18 protein-coding genes are annotated in these 20,216 nt (G+C 41.2%); 10 read left to right on the forward strand and 8 right to left on the reverse strand.

Annotated elements, in window-relative coordinates:
- Nucleotides 1–20 precede the first annotated feature (20 nt).
- Nucleotides 21–830 carry a hypothetical protein gene (locus tag L5B71_RS00185; protein ID WP_265756261.1) on the forward strand — a complete coding sequence of 270 codons (810 nt, stop codon included), beginning with the start codon at nucleotides 21–23 and terminating at the stop codon, nucleotides 828–830.
- 90 nt (nucleotides 831–920) lie between these two features.
- On the opposite strand, the gene L5B71_RS00190 is transcribed toward L5B71_RS00185, so the two are convergent.
- On the reverse strand, nucleotides 921–2,132 hold the full coding sequence (locus L5B71_RS00190) for an aromatic amino acid transport family protein (RefSeq protein ID WP_265756262.1): 1,212 nt from the start codon (nucleotides 2,130–2,132) through the stop codon (nucleotides 921–923).
- 233 nt (nucleotides 2,133–2,365) lie between these two features.
- Between L5B71_RS00190 and ribH the strand changes: the two genes are divergently transcribed.
- From ribH to yfaE, 7 genes are all read left to right on the forward strand, one after another.
- The gene (ribH, locus tag L5B71_RS00195; protein WP_265756263.1) at nucleotides 2,366–2,839 is read left to right on the forward strand and encodes a 6,7-dimethyl-8-ribityllumazine synthase; all 474 of its coding nucleotides are present in this window, start codon (nucleotides 2,366–2,368) and stop codon (nucleotides 2,837–2,839) included.
- 14 nt (nucleotides 2,840–2,853) lie between these two features.
- A complete protein-coding gene (nusB, locus tag L5B71_RS00200) occupies nucleotides 2,854–3,282 on the forward strand; it encodes a transcription antitermination factor NusB (protein ID WP_265757752.1) in 429 nt (142 codons plus the stop codon).
- 21 nt (nucleotides 3,283–3,303) lie between these two features.
- Nucleotides 3,304–4,338, forward strand: a complete 1,035-nt coding sequence (gene thiL / locus L5B71_RS00205) for a thiamine-phosphate kinase (protein ID WP_265756264.1) — start codon at nucleotides 3,304–3,306, stop codon at nucleotides 4,336–4,338.
- A 7-nt stretch (nucleotides 4,339–4,345) separates the two neighbouring features.
- Nucleotides 4,346–4,858 carry a phosphatidylglycerophosphatase A family protein gene (locus tag L5B71_RS00210; RefSeq protein WP_265756265.1) on the forward strand — a complete coding sequence of 171 codons (513 nt, stop codon included), beginning with the start codon at nucleotides 4,346–4,348 and terminating at the stop codon, nucleotides 4,856–4,858.
- Nucleotides 4,858–5,493, forward strand: coding sequence for a LysE family transporter (locus L5B71_RS00215; RefSeq protein ID WP_265756267.1), 636 nt, complete (start codon nucleotides 4,858–4,860; stop codon nucleotides 5,491–5,493). The genes L5B71_RS00210 and L5B71_RS00215 overlap by 1 nt, the downstream gene beginning before the upstream one ends.
- Nucleotides 5,494–5,505: 12 nt before the next feature.
- Nucleotides 5,506–6,318 carry a 4-hydroxy-tetrahydrodipicolinate reductase gene (gene dapB, locus L5B71_RS00220; RefSeq protein WP_265756268.1) on the forward strand — a complete coding sequence of 271 codons (813 nt, stop codon included), beginning with the start codon at nucleotides 5,506–5,508 and terminating at the stop codon, nucleotides 6,316–6,318.
- 478 nt (nucleotides 6,319–6,796) lie between these two features.
- A complete protein-coding gene (yfaE, locus tag L5B71_RS00225) occupies nucleotides 6,797–7,045 on the forward strand; it encodes a class I ribonucleotide reductase maintenance protein YfaE (protein WP_265756270.1) in 249 nt (82 codons plus the stop codon).
- Nucleotides 7,046–7,149: 104 nt separating this feature from the next.
- On the opposite strand, the gene nrdB is transcribed toward yfaE, so the two are convergent.
- The 7 genes from nrdB to prfB form a co-directional block, all read right to left on the reverse strand.
- Entirely contained in the window at nucleotides 7,150–8,280 is a 1,131-nt protein-coding gene (gene nrdB / locus L5B71_RS00230; protein WP_265756273.1) for a class Ia ribonucleoside-diphosphate reductase subunit beta, read from the reverse strand.
- A gap of 155 nt (nucleotides 8,281–8,435) precedes the next feature.
- Nucleotides 8,436–10,706, reverse strand: coding sequence for a class 1a ribonucleoside-diphosphate reductase subunit alpha (nrdA, locus tag L5B71_RS00235; RefSeq protein WP_265756274.1), 2,271 nt, complete (start codon nucleotides 10,704–10,706; stop codon nucleotides 8,436–8,438).
- Between the two features lie 424 nt (nucleotides 10,707–11,130).
- Nucleotides 11,131–13,110, reverse strand: coding sequence for an exoribonuclease II (gene rnb / locus L5B71_RS00240; RefSeq protein ID WP_265756276.1), 1,980 nt, complete (start codon nucleotides 13,108–13,110; stop codon nucleotides 11,131–11,133).
- A gap of 69 nt (nucleotides 13,111–13,179) precedes the next feature.
- Entirely contained in the window at nucleotides 13,180–13,968 is a 789-nt protein-coding gene (locus L5B71_RS00245; protein ID WP_265756277.1) for an SDR family oxidoreductase, read from the reverse strand.
- 115 nt (nucleotides 13,969–14,083) lie between these two features.
- Entirely contained in the window at nucleotides 14,084–14,839 is a 756-nt protein-coding gene (locus L5B71_RS00250; RefSeq protein ID WP_265756279.1) for a Nif3-like dinuclear metal center hexameric protein, read from the reverse strand.
- A 63-nt stretch (nucleotides 14,840–14,902) separates the two neighbouring features.
- A complete protein-coding gene (lysS, locus tag L5B71_RS00255; protein ID WP_265756280.1) occupies nucleotides 14,903–16,411 on the reverse strand; it encodes a lysine--tRNA ligase in 1,509 nt (502 codons plus the stop codon).
- A 42-nt stretch (nucleotides 16,412–16,453) separates the two neighbouring features.
- Nucleotides 16,454–17,552, reverse strand: a protein-coding gene (gene prfB / locus L5B71_RS00260) for a peptide chain release factor 2 (protein ID WP_265756282.1) whose coding sequence is annotated in 2 segments (ribosomal slippage) — nucleotides 16,454–17,476 and nucleotides 17,478–17,552 — 1,098 coding nt in all. Because the reading frame shifts where the segments join, the coding sequence is not laid out codon by codon here.
- Nucleotides 17,553–17,711: 159 nt separating this feature from the next.
- Here prfB and dsbC point away from each other — a divergent pair.
- Both dsbC and recJ read left to right on the forward strand, forming a co-directional pair.
- On the forward strand, nucleotides 17,712–18,398 hold the full coding sequence (gene dsbC, locus L5B71_RS00265) for a bifunctional protein-disulfide isomerase/oxidoreductase DsbC (RefSeq protein WP_265756284.1): 687 nt from the start codon (nucleotides 17,712–17,714) through the stop codon (nucleotides 18,396–18,398).
- A gap of 91 nt (nucleotides 18,399–18,489) precedes the next feature.
- Nucleotides 18,490–20,211: a single-stranded-DNA-specific exonuclease RecJ gene (recJ, locus tag L5B71_RS00270; RefSeq protein WP_265756285.1), complete on the forward strand. Its 1,722-nt coding sequence runs from the start codon at nucleotides 18,490–18,492 to the stop codon at nucleotides 20,209–20,211.
- The last annotated feature ends 5 nt before the right edge of the window (nucleotides 20,212–20,216 follow it).

Genomic DNA, 20,216 nt, shown 5'->3' on the forward strand with positions numbered 1-20,216 from the left:
TCTTATAGGAAGGACACATTATGTCAGAAAATCAATCCAGACTTACATCTTTTATTATTTGTTTTTTACCCCTATTATTCTTAATCTCAATAGATAGCTTTGCTCTTTATCTAGAAGGGATATCTAATGCGATTTCTCATTTTAGCCTTGCCGTTTTTTGTGCTCAATTTCTTGTAGTTTTAGTATGCTATAAAGGTGAACTTTGTAATGGGCAGCGTTCTCGTTTAATTAATGTGAATAACTATTTCCTGATCTACTGGCTATTCTGGCTTATTATTAGTTTATTTTCTAATTATCATTATGTGCTTACAGATATGATTTGTTTGTGTGGAATAGGTTCTACGCTGGCGATTTATTTTCAATCTGGAGAGTATCAATCCCGTCGTTCAATTTTATTCTTTGCAATTTTATTTATTGCCTTAGGTCTTTTTGTTTGTGCATTTGTTTTTTGGCAATTACCTTGGGTTGCTTTATTATCTTATTCGCCATTTGTACAACTATTATTAGGAATTATTATGGCAAATCTCGTTTTGGTTATCAGTAATAGTCGACTACATATATTCATGTCGTTGTTGCCTTTGATGATGATAATTGGCTTGTTTTTAAGTAGTGTTTTTTCTGTACTATTAATTTATTTAGCTATAAAAAATGAAGTTTTCTTTTCTAATCAATTAGCTTTACTCCTATATTTTTTATTGCATCTTGTATTAGTGATAATAATTGCGATCCCTATTATGACTAAATCAAAATTTAGTTATCAAACACTCTTATTAGCATTTTTTATTACATTAAGTTTACCTGTTTGGGCCAATTTTTCCTTTCTACCATAAATTAAAATATCTCTGATTATTAACGTGTAATATATTGACCAAAAAAAAGCCGATCTTAACAATCGGCTTAAATCTATAACGTTATATGAATTAACCTATCACTTGTGGCAAGTAACCCGCTTGAATTAAAAATGGTACATTCATAATTAATATACCTAATAACAGTGCGATGAGTAAGCCTACATTTCCTCCAATTACACGATATGGCATATCAGGATAACGTTTTCTTGCAAGCCATACCATACCTACTGGTAATACCAATCCATAGAAAGTAAACATTTGACCAGCATATCCAAGTGCAGCAATAAAACCATCAGGGTAAAATAGTGCGAATGCTAGAGGCGGGCCAAAAGTGAGTAACCCCAGCTGGATACGATTAGCTTTAATATTTATGCGAGTTAATAGATCATCTAGACAATCGAATAAAGATAATGCGACACCTAAGAAAGAGGTAACTAAGGCAAGGGTAGAGAATGTTCTAACTGCACCACTGATTAATGAACTATCTGTTGCTTGGAAAGTAGCATTGACTAAGCCATTAAGTGTTGGATCGGTATTGATGATTTGTACAAACTCTGATTGAGGAAAAACGCCATGTGTTGCCATCTGCCATAAAATGTAAGCAATCAATGGGATAGCTGTACCACCGATAATAGCAATACGTAAACGACGAATATCTCCATCTAAGTATTTATTAATACTTGGGATAATAACATGAAAGCCAAATGACGTGAAAAATACAGGGCTTGCAGAGATAATCAAGAAATCTTTCAACGGCATTGCAAGTAAGTGATCTGTGGTCACTAATGGCAACATCATGCCTAAAACAAGGACGAAAGCGAATAACTTAATGATAAATAACAGTCTTGTTAATGCATCTACAGCGCCTGTACTAATGACAATGAAGATACCTAAAATCACCGTGAATAAGACAATTGATATAGCGGTAGCGTGATCACCTAAAAATGGTAGTACTCCTGCGAGTAATGAGCCCCCCCCTGTTACATAGGCGGAAAGAATGGCATACATAAAAATCACAAGAGACAGTGTGGCAAGTATTCGTCCTGTGATTCCGAAATATTGTTCTGCCAGTGTTGCAATACCCGCATCTTTGCGTTCTGCTTTTTGATAGACCTCAACAAACAATAGAGCACTATAAGAAAGCAAAATCCAAAGGATAAATAATAATGTAAGCGTGTAACTGAACCCCATTTCTGCAGATGTGAGAGGCATAGCCAGCATACCTGCACCTATTGTCGTTCCAGCAACAAGCAAGGCACTTCCAAATGTTTTGTTTTTCATAATGTTTTCCTAGCTAAAATAAAAGGTGAGTAGATTTTACCGCACTTTTTTATAAATGTAATCATATTTTTACAGGGTGTTTTTATTTGTTTACAAAATATATTTAGGGTAACTTAATGAAGCAATCATCAGAAAAAAAGAGTATAACTATTCCCGATAAAATCCGCCTAATCTCTCTTTTTCTGTGATAAAATCCGTGCCTATTTAGGATAATATCAACCATAGGATAGATTATGAAAATATTAGAAGGCGTGATTGCTGCACCAAATGCTAAAGTTGCAGTGGTGATTGCTCGTTTTAACAGCTTTATTAATGAAAGCTTATTAGAAGGTGCGTTAGATGCCTTAAAACGTGTTGGGCAAGTCAAAGATGAAAACATCACCTTAGTACGCGCACCAGGGGCATATGAATTGCCATTAGTAGCGCGCCGTTTAGCGGAAAGCAAAAAATATGATGCGATTGTGGCATTAGGCACAGTGATTCGTGGTGGAACAGCGCATTTTGAATATGTGGCAGGTGAAGCAAGCAGTGGCTTAGGTCAAGTGGCAATGCAAGCGGAAATCCCAGTGGCATTTGGCGTACTAACCACTGAAAATATTGAACAAGCCATTGAACGCGCAGGCACAAAAGCGGGCAATAAAGGCGCAGAAGCAGCATTAGTCGCTTTAGAAATGATCAACTTATTAGCACAAATTGATAACGTATAATGGCTGAACTTGCAATGAACGATAAAGTAAAGAAACCAAGCCAGCGCCGCCGTGCTAGAGAATGTGCGGTGCAAGCCCTTTATTCTTGGTATGTGTCGCAAAATCCCATTGAAGAAGTGGAATTAGCGTTTATTACCGAACAGGATATGCAAGGCGTCGATATCCCTTATTTCCGTAAATTATTGCGTCAAACGGCAGAAAATATAGATGCAGTAGAAGCGACTATGACTCCTTATTTGGATCGTCGCCTTGAGGAATTAGATCCTATCGAGCGTGCGATTTTACGTTTAGCGGTGTATGAGCTGAAATTCGAGCTAGACGTGCCTTATAAAGTGGTCATTAATGAAGCTATTGAAGTGGCAAAAGTATTCGGGGCAGATGACAGCCACCGTTATGTGAATGGTGTATTAGATAAAGTTGCACCTGCATTATCGCGTAAATAATCATTTCAGGGAAGGAAGCCAATGAGTGACGGCGAATTTGATTTAATTAAACGCTATTTTAATGCATCTAAGCGCCCTTCCCGTAAAGATGTGATTGTAGCGATTGGTGATGATTGTGCAATTACCGAACATCGGCAAAATCAACGCATTGCTATTACAACGGATACAATGGTGGAAAATACCCATTTTCTGCCTTCCATTTCTCCTGCAGATTTAGCGTATAAAGCCGTAGCCACGAATTTAAGCGATCTAGCCGCAATGGGGGCTGAACCAGCCTGGTTTTCCCTTGCTTTGACCTTACCACATATTGATCACCAATGGCTGGAAGAATTTAGCCAAAGTTTTTTTGAGGTGCTAGATCACTACAATGTAGATCTGATTGGTGGCGATACGACCAAAGGTGCGTTACACGTCATTAGTATCACCGCACAAGGCATTATCCCCAAAGGAAAAGCATTATGTCGCCACAGTGCTAATGTGGGCGATTGGGTTTATGTGTCTGGTACGCTTGGCGATAGCGCGGGCGGATTGGCATTATTGCTGAATTCTGAAGAAAGAAAAACAACTACGCAAACGCAAAGTGCGGTACAAAATGGTGCAGATTTTGAGCGTGATTACTTAATTCAACGCCACCTTCGCCCAACACCCCGAGTGTTGCTTGGCTTGGAATTAGCCGTGTCAGCCCTTGCCAGTTCTGCTATTGATATTTCAGATGGTTTGATTGCCGATCTGGGACATATTTTAGAACGTAGCCAATGTAGTGCGGTGATAAATTTGGATAAATTGCCGTTGTCCCATGCCTTGATTAACACGTTCGGGCGCGCTCAAGCAGAGCAGTTTGCCTTAACTGGCGGTGAAGATTATGAGCTATGTTTTACCGTGCCAGATCGTCAGCGCGAAAAACTAGATCAGCATTTAAAACACATTGGTGTGGATTATACTTGTATCGGACAGCTCCGTGCGTTACGCCAAAATGGCAAAAAACGCCTTGTTTTTCAACGTGATGGGCAAGAAGTGGACGTGGCACATACAGGCGGTTTCGATCATTTCCAATAGAAAAATTATGCAAAATACAGCCCAACAAGATCCCCGTAGCCGACTTTCTTTAACCAATCCCGTGCATTTACTGGCAGTCGGGTTTGGTTCAGGTCTGCTTCGCCCCGCCCCCGGTACTTGGGGAAGTTTAGCCGCTACGCTAATTGGTGTGGCAATCTTGCAGATTATGCCATTAAAAATTTTCCTTTTTTTCACCGCACTTTGTTTTGTGGCTGGTTGCTTTATTTGCCAGAAAACCGCTGATGATATGGGCGTTCACGATCACGGTGCGATTGTGTGGGACGAATTTGTTGGCATTTTTATGGTGCTTGCGGTGTTGCCTGAAATTAACATAGTATGGTGTGCAATTGGTTTTGTGATATTTCGTCTTTTCGATATTTTGAAGCCTTATCCGATACGCTATTTCGATCGTAAATTGAAAAGTGGCTTTGGCATTATGATAGATGATGTGTTGGCGGCAATTTATAGCATCATCACGATTTATTTGTTGTTGTATGTTCTGTTAGAGGTTTTTTTGTAATGTGGACAGTGTTATTTGTTAATTTTGTCGGCTTACTTAGCCCAGGCCCTGATTTTTTTTATGTCAGCCGCAAGGCAGCAAGCGAAAGTCATCGTAATGCTGTTGGCGGTGCATTAGGCATTGCATTAGGGATCTTATTTTGGTCAGCTGTGGTGATTTTTGGCTTAGCGTTGATTAACCGCACCAATAATTTAGTGCAATATATCATTATGTGCCTAGGTGGCAGCTATCTCGCTTACTGCGGAATCAAAATGCTACGCGTCACCCAAAATGCACAATTAAGCGATCCTAATCAACAAAAAATAAAACAAACCTCATTTTTAAGTGAAGTGATGAAAGGGTTATTCATCAATATCAGCAATGCCAAAGTGATCGTATTTTTCAGCAGTGTGCTGTCTGGTTTTATGACTAGTTTTTCTAACACAACAGAAATTGTACTTATCATTGTGCTTCTGGCCTTGGAAAGTTTTCTCTATTTTGTGCTGATTGGCTTTTTCTTTTCGCGCAAAATCGTGCGCGATTTTTACAACCGCTACAATCGTTATATTGACAATTTTGCCGGTTTAGTTTTCCTATTTTTCGGTGGTGAACTGATTTATTCAGGATTAACAACCATTATTGAACTCACCTCGTAACAGGAGTAGAAAATGACATTAAAAATTGCCGTGGTAGGTGCAGGTGGCCGTATGGGACGCCAATTAATTCAAGCCGTGCATAGCGCAGAAGGCGTGGAATTAGGCGCTGCTTTTGAACGCAAAGGCTCATCATTAGTCGGCGCAGATGCGGGTGAATTAGCCGGCGTTGGACAACTTGGCGTGAAAGTTTCTGATGATTTAAACGCAGAAAAAGATCATTTCGATTTAATCATTGATTTCACTCGCCCTGAAGGTACGTTAGCGCACCTTGAGTTTTGCCTGCAAAATCAGAAAAAAATGGTGATTGGCACAACCGGTTTTGATGATACAGGCAAGGCCACGATCAAAGCTGCTTCAGAAAAAATTGGTATCGTGTTTGCGTCTAACTTCAGCGTGGGCGTAAACCTCGTGTTTAAATTATTAGAAAAAGCCGCCAAAGTGATGGGTGATTATTGCGACATTGAAATCATCGAAGCGCACCATCGCCACAAAGTGGACGCACCCTCAGGCACCGCCTTATCAATGGGCGAACATATTGCGAAAACCCTCGGACGCGATCTCAAAACCCACGGCGTATTCTGCCGCGATGGCATCACAGGCGAACGCAAACGTGATGAAATCGGCTTTGCCACCATTCGCGCCAGCGATGTAGTGGGCGAGCATAGCGTATGGTTTGCCGATATTGGCGAACGTGTCGAAATCGCTCACAAGGCTTCAAGCCGAATGACCTTCGCCAACGGTGCCGTACGTGCGGCTAAATGGCTTGAGGACAAAGAAAAGGGCTTGTTTGATATGACAGATGTGCTGAGTTTAAATGAGCTTTAAGGTTTGTTGAATTAAAAGTACGGTGGGAATTTTTGGATTTTTAGAAAGTACAAAGAAAATTCCCTTATCTCAGCCACAGAGTGGTTGTGTTACCTAACTACCTATGGCTCGCAATGGGATGCTCACGCACTTTATTTGTATTTTTGCTTTTTAGCGGAATACAGTTGCTACGAGATATGAAGGTGTATCATAACTTCCCCGTGTAAATTGCCTTTATTTTTAACAAATTTTTAGAAAAGTAACGCCTGAACGCAGCGTTGCGAGTATGGGCTTACTTTTCGTTAAGAAAATTTGTTAAAAATGAAGATAAGCAATTTAGTCGGGTGCTTTTTTCTTTGCCTACTTTCTTTTGAGCAAGCAAAAGAAAGTAGGTCTCCAACGGCGAAACCCGTTATTTATCTCAAAGAAAAAAGCAATTTAACGCAGAAAAAAGAGAATTTTACTCAAATACTATTATCTCAATATCCCACTTTAAAAAATGAAAATTACCCTATTAAAACAAAAAATCATCCTTGAACACCATAATGAAATGCCCTTGCTCCAAAAATTAGAAATCAATGGCATTTATCCCGAATATCAGTGCCGTTCAGGGTATTGCGGTGCTTGTCGTACAAAAATAAAAAAGGGTAAAGTCCGCTATAATGAGTCCCCACTTGCTTTTGTGAATGATAATGAAGTGCTACTTTGCTGCTGCCAAGTGGAAAGTGATTTGGAGTTGGAGTTATGAGGTGGGGACTTTTTACAAACTTAAAGTGTAATTTAAAAAACAAAGAAAAAAATAATCGCACTTTTAGTTATTTAAAAGTGCGGTCAGAATTTTCCATAAATTTCTTACAGATCAAAATCCCCAAAATCGCTGGTATCAACTTTAGAGTCAATTTGACCTACAAGATAAGAACTTACTTCCACTTCTTGTGGAGCGACTTGTACATTGTCAGACACCAACCAGGCGTTGATCCAAGGGATTGGGTTTGAGCGTGCTTCAAATGGCAATGGTAAGCCGACTGCTTGCATACGGATATTAGTGATGTATTCCACATATTGTACCAAAATGTCTTTATTTAGGCCGATCATTGAGCCGTCTTTAAATAAATAATCAGCCCATTCTTTTTCTTGTTCTGCTGCGGCTAAGAACAGATCATAGGCTTCTTGTTTGCATTCTTCAGCGATTTCAGCCATTTCAGGATCATCTTGTCCTGCTGCCATAATGTTTAGAATGTGCTGAGTGCCAGTTAAATGCAAGGCTTCATCGCGGGCGATAAATTTGATGATTTTCGCGTTACCTTCCATGAGTTTACGTTCAGCAAAGGCGAAAGAGCAGGCGAAAGACACATAGAAACGAATCGCTTCTAAGGCATTTACGCTCATTAAGCAAAGGTAAAGTTGTTTTTTCAGATTGCGCAGGGTGACTACGCATTCTTTGCCGTCTACGGTGTAAGTGCCTTCACCATAAAGGTTGTACAGTTGGCTGTCTCGGATTAAATCATCATAATAGGCGGAAATATCTTTTGCACGTTTGATGATTTCTTCGTTGGTAACAATATCATCAAAAACAATTGAGGGATCATTGACGATATTACGAATAATATGCGTATAGGAACGGCTGTGAATGGTTTCAGAGAATGTCCACGTTTCGATCCAAGTTTCGAGTTCAGGAATCGAAACGAGCGGTAATAAGGCAACATTTGGGCTACGACCTTGAATGGAATCAAGTAGAGTTTGATATTTTAAGTTACTGATAAAAATATGTTTTTCGTGTTCGGGCAGGGCAGCGTAGTCAATGCGATCTTGTGATACGTCGACTTCTTCAGGACGCCAGAAGAACGAAAGTTGTTTTTCAATCAGTTTTTCAAAGGTTTCATATTTTTGTTGATCGTAACGTGCAACGTTTACATTTTGCCCGAAGAACATTGGTTCTTTAAGCTGATCGTTTTTGGTTTGTGAGAAAGTGGTATATGCCATAATTATTCCTTAAAATGTTACTAAAATAAGACGTATTCTGGCGAAAAATACGATTTATTTTATTAATTTGCTGAGATTTAGAAAGATTTATTAGGGTTTTAACAAAAGTGCGGTAGAAATTTAGTCAATTTTTTACCGCACTTTGTATTCGTTAATTAGATTTTACACGCCCCACCAGCACAATCGTCATTGAGATCTTCTTGTGCATCTTCTGCACCATCACGCGTGTTTTGGTAGTAAAGGGTTTTCACGCCGTATTTGTAAGCGGTTAATAAATCTTTTAACAACACTTTCATTGGCACTTTACCGTCTTCAAAACGTTGCGGATCATAGTTGGTGTTGGCAGAAATCGATTGGTCGATAAATTTTTGCATAATGCCAACCAGATGCAAGTAACCGTCGTTATTTGGAATGTCCCATAATAATTCGTAGTTTTCACTTAAGTTTTCATAATCGGGTACAACCTGTTTTAGGATACCGTCTTTTGAGGCTTTAACGCTAACGTGGCCACGCGGTGGTTCAATACCATTAGTCGCATTAGAAATTTGCGATGAGGTTTCTGATGGCATCAGTGCTGTCAAGGTTGAGTTGCGTAAGCCGAAGGCTTTAATGTCTTGACGTAGGCTTTCCCAATCGTAATGTAATGGCTCTTGCGTGAGCGTATCGATATCTTTCTTATAAGTATCAATCGGTAAAATACCTTGTGCGTAAGTGGTTTGGTTGAAATACTCACAAGCGCCTATTTCTTTGGCTAGGTTCATTGAAGCTTTTAATAAATAGTATTGAATGGCTTCGAAAGTGCGGTGCGTGAGATCGTTAGCACTACCGTCTGAATAACGCACACCATTTTTGGCTAAATAATAAGCGAAGTTGATCACCCCAATGCCTAAAGAACGGCGTGCAAGAGAGCTACGTTTTGCCGCAATTACAGGGTAATCTTGGTAATCTAATAGGGCATCTAGCGCACGTACAGCGAGATCGGCAAGCCCATCGAGTTCATCAAGGCTTTCAATCGCGCCTAAGTTGAAGGCAGAAAGCGTACAGAGCGCAATTTCCCCTTCTTCATCGTGGATATGAGAAAGCGGCTTAGTTGGCAATGCAATTTCTAAACAAAGGTTAGATTGGCGCACAGGTGCGACGCTTGGATCAAATGGCGAGTGCGTATTACAGTGATCCACATTCTGAATATAGATGCGCCCTGTTGAAGCACGTTCTTGCATTAATAGCGAGAACAGCTCAACGGCTTTCACGCTGCGCTTACGAATGTTTGGATCTTGCTCATATTGCGTGTAAAGACGCTCAAATTCATCTTGATCAGCGAAGAATGCTTCGTATAACCCCGGCACATCAGAAGGGCTAAACAAGGTGATCTCGCCGCCTTTGATTAAGCGTTGATACATTAATTTGTTAAGCTGAACGCCATAATCCATATGGCGAACACGATTATCTTCTACACCACGGTTATTTTTTAACACTAACAGGCTTTCCACTTCTAAGTGCCAAATCGGATAATAAACCGTTGCCGCACCACCACGCACGCCACCTTGCGAACAAGATTTCACCGCAGTTTGGAAGTATTTATAGAATGGAATACAGCCCGTATGGAACGCTTCACCACCACGGATTTGGCTACCTAAGGCACGAATTGCCCCAGCATTTACCCCAATTCCCGCACGTTGTGAAACATATTTCACAATGGCAGAAGCCGTGGCGTTAATCGAATCTAAACTATCGCCACATTCAATTAATACACAAGAACTGAACTGGCGCGTTGGTGTACGCACCCCAGCCATAATGGGGGTAGGCAGAGAAATTTTAAATGTTGATGTGGCATCATAGAAACGGCGTACATAGTCTAAGCGCGTTTCTTTTGGATAGTTTGAGAACAGGCTCGCCGCCACCAAAATATACAAGAACTGGGCTGATTCATAAATTTCACCCGTTACACGGTTTTGTACTAAATATTTGCCTTCAAGCTGTTTTACTGCCGCGTAAGAGAAGGTCATATCACGCCAGTGATCTAAAAAGCCGTCCATTTCGTCCCATTCTTCACGGCTATAATCGGTTAGCAAGGCTTGATCATATTTGCCTAAACGCACTAATTTCTTAACGTGATCATACAAACGTGGTGGATCAAAATGCCCATAGGCTTTTTTACGCAAATGGAAAACCGCAAGGCGAGCAGCCAAATATTGATAATCAGGTGTATCTTTGCTGATTAAATCTGCCGCTGCTTTAATAATGGTTTCGTGAATATCCGAAGTGCGAATGCCTTCATAAAATTGAATGTGGGAACGCAATTCCACTTGAGAAACAGAAACGTTATCCAATCCTTCCGCAGCCCAAGTAATTACGCGGTGAATTTTATCTAAATCGATGGGTTCTTGTTTTCCGTCACGTTTGGTGACCATCATAGCTTTGTCCATAGAAGTGATTCCAACTGGTTGTGTTATGTGCAAAAGCACAAGATATAGTGGATTATTAAAAACGCAATACAAGATAATGTGTTCTTAACAAAACTGCAAGCACTAAATTTTTGCTTATTTTAGGCAAAATTCTTGACAGAAACTAAGTTATTTATAAATAAGAAAAAATCTCAATAAGGAAAATTCGGTAACAGGTACTACCAATTTGGGGTATGACCACTAGCGTCTTTACCAGAATAAATAGGCTCTAAATGAATGTTTAAAATTTGCTTAGATAGGAAGCCAATAAAAATTCTCACAAAATTTTGACCGCACTTTCATTTCCTATGATGAAAGAATTAGTTGAACATTTTAGTTAAAAAAATGGCCCCATCTTGAGTAAGTTGGGGCTATTTTTATTTGATATAGTGGGGGAGAAAAGCGTTTAAGCCAAAACTTGTCCAATAATACTTCGTGTTTCTTCTTTCACTTCTGTGAGTTGTACTTGGATTTTATCGCCGATTTTATAGGTTTTTTCGCCTTTGATATAAAGGGCGATTTCGTCTGGGTTTACCTGCATTTCTTCCTTGTTATTGTGAATGGTGGAAGCGGGGATAAACATTGATGCACCATTTTCTAACAATAACACACGTAAGCCACCGCGCATGACATCTTGGATTTCTGCTTCAAATTGGGGTTTGTTTTCCATTTTGTCGGCTAAATAACGGCAGTATAGCCAGTCGGCAATATCTCGTTCAATTAAACGGTTTTGACGGCGTGCTTCTTGTAAGCGTTGCAACACATCGTCTGCTGGTCTGTGATATTGCTGAGTAGTTAGGCTCGCTTTGATTAAACGGTGATTGACCATATCCGAATATTTACGGATTGGTGATGTCCAAGTGGCGTAGCCTTCCAGCCCTAAACCAAAGTGAGGGGCAAGATCCGCTTTAAATTCCGCAAAGGTGAGATAGCGGCGCAGGCGCAGTTCAAGATAATCTCCTTCAATGGGTTCAATATCGTGGCGCATACGGCAGTAGCCTTCAAGGGTTGCCAAGTTTTCGCTAGAATAACGCTCTTTGAGTTCCGCTTCATTTTCTTCATTAGCTAATTGTGAAAGCAGAAATTGTTGTGCAGCCGCAAGATTTTTTTGATCAAAACCGCTGTGTGTGTTGAAAATACCACATTGTGCCGTTTCATTGAGATATTGCGCGGCACAAATATTGGCTAAGATCATTGATTCTTCGACGATTTGGTTCGCAATGCGGCGATATTCTGCCACAATCTCTGCTACTTTGCCGTTTTCTGCTAATTTAAAACTGTAATCCGGTTTTTCTTTAAATAATAAAGAATGGGTTTTACGCCATTGAATACGCGCAAGGGTGAATTGGTGTAGCAAATCAATTTGATTTTTCGTGGCAGGATCTTCTGGTTGCCACGCATTTTCTTGTTGTTCTAAATAATCTGAAACCTTGTTATATGCTAACTTCGCCTTAGATTGTACATTGGCGGATTGGAAAACGGGTTTATTGCGAATGTTGCCTTGTTGATCAATTTCAATGGTGCAAACCAATGCAGGGCGCACTTCATTTTCCATTAGGGAACAAAGGTCATCAGAAAGCTCACGCGGCAACATTGGAATGTTGAAACCCGGCAGATAATTGGTGAAACAACGCTGTTTAGCTTCTTGTTCAATCAGTGAATTTTCATCAATGTAAGCGGTAGGATCGGCAATCGCCACCACTAATTTCCAGCCAACGGTTTGGCCATTTTCTTCCAAAGTTTCGATATAAAGCGCATCGTCCATATCTTGCGTGCTTTCACTATCGATAGTCACGAAATGAAGTGCGGTCAAATCTTCACGAGTTTGTTGATCGAGCATTGTGTAGCTTTCTTGCCCTTGAACAGGGTAGCGCGATTGCTGATGGCGCGCGAGCGTTACCCACCAAGGGGCAAATTCATCGTCTTTTTGACAAATGAATTGTGTGATTTGGGCGAACAAAAAGCGATCATCGCGTAGTGGGTGAGTTTTTAATTCTGCTACCACCCAATCGCCTTCTTGCAGATCTTCTGTTACCGCTTTGGCTTTATTTGCGCCAATAGGTTGATTGAGCTGTGGATGATCCACCAATACTTGCAATTTTTTGTCTTTATTAAACCGCACTTTGGCGATAAAACGGGTTAGCATTGGCTCGAGCAGTTCTTCTGGTTCGGCCTGTTCTTTATCGCCAATGGTTTCAATGCGCGCTTTGATTTTATCGCCGTGCATCACTTTTTTCATTGCAGCAGGGGGAATGAAATAGCTTTTTTTCTCTGTTTCTAAAAAGCCGAATGCCTTATCTGAACCGCGCACCACGCCTTCAACCACGGGTTTGCTATCACGAATTTGCTGTTTTAATTGGGAAAGTAAGGGGTTATTTTGAAACATAATTATTTTTTCTTAATAAACGACAAAAGGCAGACGCATTGGTCTGCCTTATTTTTGTAAAAGTTAAAATTATTCCGCACCTAATTCACTCATTGCGGTAATGCTGAAACCTGCATCAACGTGCAACACTTCGCCTGTTACCCCTGAAGCTAAATCAGAACATAAGAAAGCCGCTGAATTACCTACATCTTCAATGGTTACTGTACGGCGTAATGGCGCAGTATTTTCAAAGGTTGCCAACATTTTCTTGAAGTTTTTAATGCCAGATGCCGCAAGCGTACGGATTGGGCCAGCTGAAATCGCGTTTACACGGATACCATCTTTACCTAAATCTGCTGCCATCACACGGGTGCTAGCTTCAAGAGAGGCTTTCGCTAAACACATCACGTTATAGTTTGGAATTGCACGCTCCGCGCCTAAGTAGGTGAGTGTTACCAAGCCTGAATTTGGATTAAGCATAGGGCGCGCTGCTTGTGCCATTGCGACAAAGCTGTATGCGCTGATATCGTGAGCAATGCGGAAACCTTCGCGTGTTGCGGCGTTTACATAATCGCCATCTAACTGATCACCAGGTGCGAACGCAATGGCGTGTACGAAACCATCAAATTTTTCCCAATGTTTGCTTAATTCCGCAAAACAGTGAGTGATATTTTCATCGCTTGCCACATCAAGGGGAAGAATGATGTCTGAACCAAATTCTTTGGCAAATTCTTCTACGCGTGGTTTTAATTTATCGTTTAAATAAGTGAAAGCCAATTCTGCGCCCTCACGTTTCATTGCAGTCGCAATCCCATAAGCAATAGAACGATTGCTTGCTAAACCTGTGATTAAAATACGTTTACCAGTTAAGAAACCCATTTTTTATTCCTATTTATGATGAAAAAATTATGCATAGTATAAGGGAAAAGTGGCACTTATACAAAGCTGACCTGAAAATTCGCAAAATTTACACCGCACTTTGCTTTCCTATTTTTTATGCGGGATTGTAAATATCTTTAAACTCCACGTCAAAACCGTGATTTTCTGCGAGCCATTCCCCTAAGGCTTTCACGCCGTAACGCTCGGTGCAATGGTGGCCTGCGGCGAAGAAATTAATGCCTTGTTCACACGCAGAATGAATGGTTTGCTCGGAAACTTCACCCGTAATGTACGCATCAAGCCCTTGTTGCGCGGCAATATCAATATAGCCTTGCCCACCGCCAGTGCAAATGCCTACACTGCGGATTAAGTGCGGTGCATTTTCACCACAAAAAAGGGGCTTACGCTGTAATTGTTGTTCAATGCGTTGCGCTAATGCTTCACCGCTGATCGGCGTTTTCAACTTGCCATAAACGGGAATACTGAATTTTCCTTGCTCCAACGGTTGCAGATCTTCAATACCCAGCAATGCAGCAAGCTGTGCGTTATTGCCCAGCTCAGGGTGAACATCAAGGGGCAAATGATAGGCATAAAGATTAATATTATTTTGCAATAATGCCTTGATGCGCTTGCCTTTCATTCCCCGAATACAGGGATTTTCACTTTTCCAAAAATAACCGTGGTGAACCAAAATGGCATCGGCATTTTGCGCAATGGCATAATCAATCAAGGCTTGGCTTGCGGTTACACCAGTAATGATTTTTTTCACCTGCTCTTTGCCTTCCACTTGCAATCCATTTGGTGCATAGTCGGCAATCGCATCAGAATCCAGTTTTTGATTAATTAGTTGTTCGAGTGCTAATTTGTTCATTCTTCTAATAAATTATAATAAAAAGAAAGATAACCAGTGGCTATCTTTCTTTGTTGAGTTTTTTTATCCTTTGTGTTTCATTGCTGGGAATAAAATCACATCACGGATTGATGGGGCGTTAGCGAAAAGCATTGCTAAACGGTCGATTCCTAAGCCTTCGCCTGCGGTTGGCGGTAAGCCGTGTTCAAGTGCGGTAACAAAATCGTCATCTTTGAACATCGCTTCATCATCGCCTGCTTCTTTTGCTGCAACCTGTGCATCAAAGCGTTCAGCTTGATCTTCTGCATCGTTAAGCTCTGAGAAACCGTTACCAATTTCGCGTCCACCGATAAATAATTCAAAACGATCGGTAACTTCTGGGTTTTCATCATTACGGCGTGCTAATGGTGAAATTTCCGCAGGGTGAGCCATTAGGAACGTTGGCTGGATTAAGTGATGTTCAGCCACTTCTTCAAAAATTGCATTGACGATAGAGCCTAAGCCCCAAGATTTTTGTACTTCAATGCCTAGCTTAGTAGCTAATGTTTTGGCGCGATCTAAATCATACAGATCTTCTTTCACAATGCCTTTATCTGCACCGTATTTCAAAATCGCATCGTGCATTGTAATACGCTCGAATGGCTTGCCAAAATCAAATTCATATTCGCCATAAGGGACGATAGTGGTGCCTAAAATATCCAAGGCTAGCTTGCGTAACAACTCTTCGGTGTTATCCATTAAGTCGTGATAATCCGCATAGGCTTGGTAGTATTCAATCATCGTAAATTCAGGATTATGACGCACAGAAACCCCTTCATTACGGAAGTTACGGTTTAGCTCAAAGACACGCTCAAAGCCACCGACAACAAGGCGTTTGAGATAAAGTTCTGGCGCAATACGCAGATACATATCAATATCTAAAGCATTGTGATGAGTTACAAACGGACGCGCTGCCGCACCGCCGGGGATCACTTGCAACATTGGGGTTTCTACTTCAATAAAGCCTTTGCTGATGAAATATTCACGCATTCCTGCAATCACTTTTGAACGGATAATAAAAGTGCGGCGAGATTCTTCGTTAGAAATGAGATCCAAATAACGTTGGCGATAACGCATTTCTTGATCTGCAAGACCGTGGAATTTATCTGGCAACGGACGTAATGCTTTGGTTAAAAGCTGCACTTCGCTAGCGCGCACGGTAAGCTCATTGGTTTTGGTTTTGAATAGTATCCCTTTCACGCCCACAATATCGCCCAAATCCCAGTTGCCCACATCATCGGCATAAACGCCCTCAGGTAAGTTGTCGCGAGCAATATAAAGCTGGATACGACCACTCATATCTTGCAAGGTAACGAAAGTGGCTTTCCCCATAATTCGGCGCGTCATAATACGTCCTGCCACTTTCACTTCCACACCTTGTTCTTTCAAGGCTTCGCTATCAATCTCATCATATTGTTGATGTAAATCCTGCGCAAGGGCATCACGGCGGAAAGTATTTGGAAACGCATTGCCTTTTTTACGCAATGCGGCTAATTTTTCACGGCGAACCAACATTTCACCGTTTAAATCTAATTCTTGGGTTTGTTCTGTCATTTTGTTTTACCTTTAAATTTCAGTGATTATTTTATTGTTCTATTATAGCCCGGCCTTCAAACTCGCCTCAATAAATCTGTCCAAATCACCGTCTAGCACGGCTTGGGTGTTGCGGTTTTCTACGCCAGTACGCAGATCTTTTATGCGTGAATCATCAAGCACATAAGAACGAATTTGGCTGCCCCAGCCAATGTCGGATTTGTTATCTTCCATTGCTTGCTTTTCGGCGTTTTGCTTTTGCAATTCTAACTCGTAAAGTTTGGCTTTAAGCTGTTTCATCGCCTGATCTTTATTTTTATGCTGCGAACGATCATTTTGACATTGCACCACAATACCGCTTGGAATATGAGTAATTCGCACCGCACTTTCGGTTTTATTCACGTGCTGACCGCCCGCACCTGATGCACGATACACATCAATACGCAAATCCGCTGGATTGATTTCAATATCAATATTGTCATCAATTTCAGGATAAACAAAGGCAGCGCTGAAAGAGGTGTGGCGGCGATTGTTTGAGTCAAAAGGGCTTTTACGCACTAAGCGGTGAATCCCGGTTTCGGTGCGTAGCCAACCAAATGCGTATTCGCCAGAAATGCGAATAGTGGCAGATTTTATGCCAGCGACATCACCGTCTGAAACTTCCATTAATTCGGTTTTAAAGCCTTTGCTTTCCGCCCAACGCAAGTACATTCGCAACAGCATTTCTGTCCAGTCTTGCGCTTCTGTACCACCTGAGCCTGCTTGTAGATCTACATAGCAATCCGCTGCATCATTTGCACCGCTAAACATACGGCGAAACTCAAGCGCGGCTAATTTTTGTTCTAATTCATCTAATTCTGCGACGGCTTCGTTGAAGGTATCTTCATCTTCTGCGTCAATGGCAAGTTCTAACAAACCATCCACATCATCCAAGCCTTGCTCTAAATTTTTAATGGTATCTACCACCGCTTCTAAGCTGGCACGCTCTTTGCCGAGTGCTTGTGCTTTTTCTGGCTCGCTCCATACATCAGGCTGTTCAAGTTCAGCATTGACTTCTTCTAAACGTTCGACTTTGCTATCGAAGTCAAAGATACCCCCTAAGGGTTGCTGTACGTTCAGCGAGGTCGGCAATTTTATTTTTGATTGGGTTAATTTCAAACATAAATTCAGTTCTATTTCATTTTTGATACAAGGAGAAAATTATATGTTATTTTCGCACAATTGGGTAGGTCAATTATGTTGAAAGCCTTTTCCTATTAGCTTGTTGGCAAGCGTTGTGATAGAATTCGCTTTTCTCAAGAAACGACATCAGGAAGGAAAAATGAAGAAAATTATTACCGCACTTTCGTTCGCTGCGTTATCCGTCTATGCTGTGGCAAGTGATGCGCAAATTGAAGCGCAATTAAAAAAACTTGGCGTATCACAAATGGAAATTAAAGCCTCACCAATTAAAGGGATAAAAACCGTGGTCAGTGATGAAGGAATTTTCTATGCATCAGAAGACGGTAAATATGTGTTACAAGGGCAGTTATATGAGCTGACTGATAAAGGTGCGGTTGATTTGACGGGGAGATTTTTGCTAGATAAATTAAATAGTTATAAAAATGAAATGATAGTTTATCCCGCAAAAAATGAAAAGTATGTAGTTACTATATTTATGGATATTACTTGTCATTATTGCCACTTATTGCACGAGCAAATTAGCCAATATAATGATTTAGGTATTACTATTCGTTATCTTGCTTTCCCACGTGGAGGGATAAATAATAATACTGCAAAACAAATGGAAGCCATTTGGCAGGCAAAAGATCCAGTACAAGCCTTAAATGAAGCTGAAAAAGGCAACTTGCCGAAGACGTTGAAAAATGCTGATATAGTGAAAAAACACTATGAATTAGGTGTACAATTTGGTGTGCGTGGCACACCGAGTATTGTTACGCCTAAAGGCGAGCTTATTGGTGGTTATTTACCGCCAAAAGAATTATTACGGGCTTTGCAAGAAGAATAAGTGCGGTAGTTTTTTTAGATTTTTGTAGGGGCGAACCAATGTGTTCGCCCAAAAAATAGATAGAAATAAGCTAAGCATATAACTCGGATATATGAACAAAACAATTCAACGCCGCCCGATTACTACAGAACAGCCGATTAGCGATCACCCTTTGCTTGATCGCCTTTACCGTGCGCGTCAAATCAAAAATCCGCAACAATTAGACCGCACTTTGAAAGCGATGCTTTCGCCACACGCCTTATTTGGTATGGATAAGGCAGCGGAATTATTGGCACAAGCGCGTATGACGCAAAAAAATATGGTGATTGTCGGGGATTTTGATGCCGATGGCGCAACCAGTACGGCATTAGCTGTGACGGCGTTGCGTCAGCTTGGTTTCCAACAGGTGGATTATCTTGTGCCAAACCGTTTTGAGCAAGGTTATGGCTTAAGTGTGGAAGTGGCAAAGCAGGCGCTAGAAAAAAATGTGGAAGTGCTAATCACGGTGGATAACGGGATTTCTTCCTTTGAAGGCGTGGCATTTTTGAAAGAGCAAGGCGTGCAAGTAGTGGTGACGGATCATCATTTACCTAGCGAAATTCTGCCTGAAGCTGATGCCATTGTGAATCCGAATTTAGCGCAATGTGATTTCCCTTCTAAATCCTTAGCTGGCGTGGGCGTGGCGTTTTATGTGATGTTGGCGTTGCGTGCCAAATTACGCGAAAAAGGCTTATTTGATAGCAAAACCCAGCCTAATTTCACTGAATTGCTTGATTTAGTGGCACTTGGCACAATTGCTGATGTGGTTCCGCTTGATCAAAATAACCGCATTTTAGCTTATCAAGGTTTACAGCGTATTCGTGCTGGGCGCTGTCGCTATGGAATTCAAGCCTTGGCGGAAGTGGCAAATCGCGATATGAGTCGTTTCAGTGCATCGGATTTAGGCTTTTCCATCGCACCACGTTTAAATGCTGCGGGGCGTTTGGATAATATGTCGGTTGGCGTGGAATTGTTATTGGCAGAAGATATGCCTACTGCGCGCGCTTTGGCGTTAGAGCTAGACGGCTTAAACCAAACACGCAAAGAAATTGAGCAAGGAATGAAATTAGAAGCGCTAGAAATTTGCCGAAAATTGACCGCACTTACCCCGCCATTACCCACAGGCATTGTGCTTTATCAAGCGGATTGGCACCAAGGCGTGCTGGGGATTTTAGCCTCAAGATTGAAAGATCAATTTCATCGCCCCGTGATTGCCTTTGCGCAAGATCAAGCTGGTATTCTGAAAGGTTCGGCGCGTTCCATTGAAGGTTTGCATATTCGTGATGTGCTGGAACGCTTACATTCTCGTCATCCAGAAATGATCCTAAAATTTGGTGGTCACGCAATGGCAGCAGGGCTAAGCATTCAAGAAAAAAAATTTAGCGATTTCCAACGGCTCTTTAATGAAGTCGTGACGGAATGTTTAGATGAGAAAGATCTGCAAGGCGTGGTCTGGACAGACGGCGAACTGAATACGCAATTTATGAATTTAGATACGGTAGAATTACTTAAACAAGCCGGCCCTTGGGGACAAGCCTTTCCTGAACCTGTGTTTGACGGCGAGTTTAAGCTGTTACAACAGCGTTTAGTGGGGGGAGTTCATCTTAAAATGATGGTTGAACCGAAAAATGGTGGGCCATTACTCGATGCCATTGCGTTTAACGTGGACACCCGTTATTATCCTGACCTTTCGTTAAAAAAGGTGAAATTAGCGTATAAATTGGACGTAAATGAGTATCGCGGACAACGCAATATTCAATTGTTGGTGGATTATATTGAACCTTTGGCAGAGTAGCAGTA

The organism is Avibacterium sp. 21-586 (assembly GCF_026226775.1).
Classification (GTDB): domain Bacteria; phylum Pseudomonadota; class Gammaproteobacteria; order Enterobacterales; family Pasteurellaceae; genus Avibacterium.

Excerpts from the sequence above, each read along its gene's own strand:
- L5B71_RS00185 (WP_265756261.1), top strand. The coding sequence starts at position 21 with ATGTCAGAAAATCAATCCAGACTTACATCTTTTATTATTTGTTTTTTA.
- L5B71_RS00190 (WP_265756262.1), bottom strand. The coding sequence starts at position 2,132 with ATGAAAAACAAAACATTTGGAAGTGCCTTGCTTGTTGCTGGAACGACA.
- ribH (WP_265756263.1), top strand. The coding sequence starts at position 2,366 with ATGAAAATATTAGAAGGCGTGATTGCTGCACCAAATGCTAAAGTTGCA.
- nusB (WP_265757752.1), top strand. The coding sequence starts at position 2,854 with ATGAACGATAAAGTAAAGAAACCAAGCCAGCGCCGCCGTGCTAGAGAA.
- thiL (WP_265756264.1), top strand. The coding sequence starts at position 3,304 with ATGAGTGACGGCGAATTTGATTTAATTAAACGCTATTTTAATGCATCT.
- L5B71_RS00210 (WP_265756265.1), top strand. The coding sequence starts at position 4,346 with ATGCAAAATACAGCCCAACAAGATCCCCGTAGCCGACTTTCTTTAACC.
- L5B71_RS00215 (WP_265756267.1), top strand. The coding sequence starts at position 4,858 with ATGTGGACAGTGTTATTTGTTAATTTTGTCGGCTTACTTAGCCCAGGC.
- dapB (WP_265756268.1), top strand. The coding sequence starts at position 5,506 with ATGACATTAAAAATTGCCGTGGTAGGTGCAGGTGGCCGTATGGGACGC.
- yfaE (WP_265756270.1), top strand. The coding sequence starts at position 6,797 with ATGAAAATTACCCTATTAAAACAAAAAATCATCCTTGAACACCATAAT.
- nrdB (WP_265756273.1), bottom strand. The coding sequence starts at position 8,280 with ATGGCATATACCACTTTCTCACAAACCAAAAACGATCAGCTTAAAGAA.
- nrdA (WP_265756274.1), bottom strand. The coding sequence starts at position 10,706 with ATGGACAAAGCTATGATGGTCACCAAACGTGACGGAAAACAAGAACCC.
- rnb (WP_265756276.1), bottom strand. The coding sequence starts at position 13,110 with ATGTTTCAAAATAACCCCTTACTTTCCCAATTAAAACAGCAAATTCGT.
- L5B71_RS00245 (WP_265756277.1), bottom strand. The coding sequence starts at position 13,968 with ATGGGTTTCTTAACTGGTAAACGTATTTTAATCACAGGTTTAGCAAGC.
- L5B71_RS00250 (WP_265756279.1), bottom strand. The coding sequence starts at position 14,839 with ATGAACAAATTAGCACTCGAACAACTAATTAATCAAAAACTGGATTCT.
- lysS (WP_265756280.1), bottom strand. The coding sequence starts at position 16,411 with ATGACAGAACAAACCCAAGAATTAGATTTAAACGGTGAAATGTTGGTT.
- dsbC (WP_265756284.1), top strand. The coding sequence starts at position 17,712 with ATGAAGAAAATTATTACCGCACTTTCGTTCGCTGCGTTATCCGTCTAT.
- recJ (WP_265756285.1), top strand. The coding sequence starts at position 18,490 with ATGAACAAAACAATTCAACGCCGCCCGATTACTACAGAACAGCCGATT.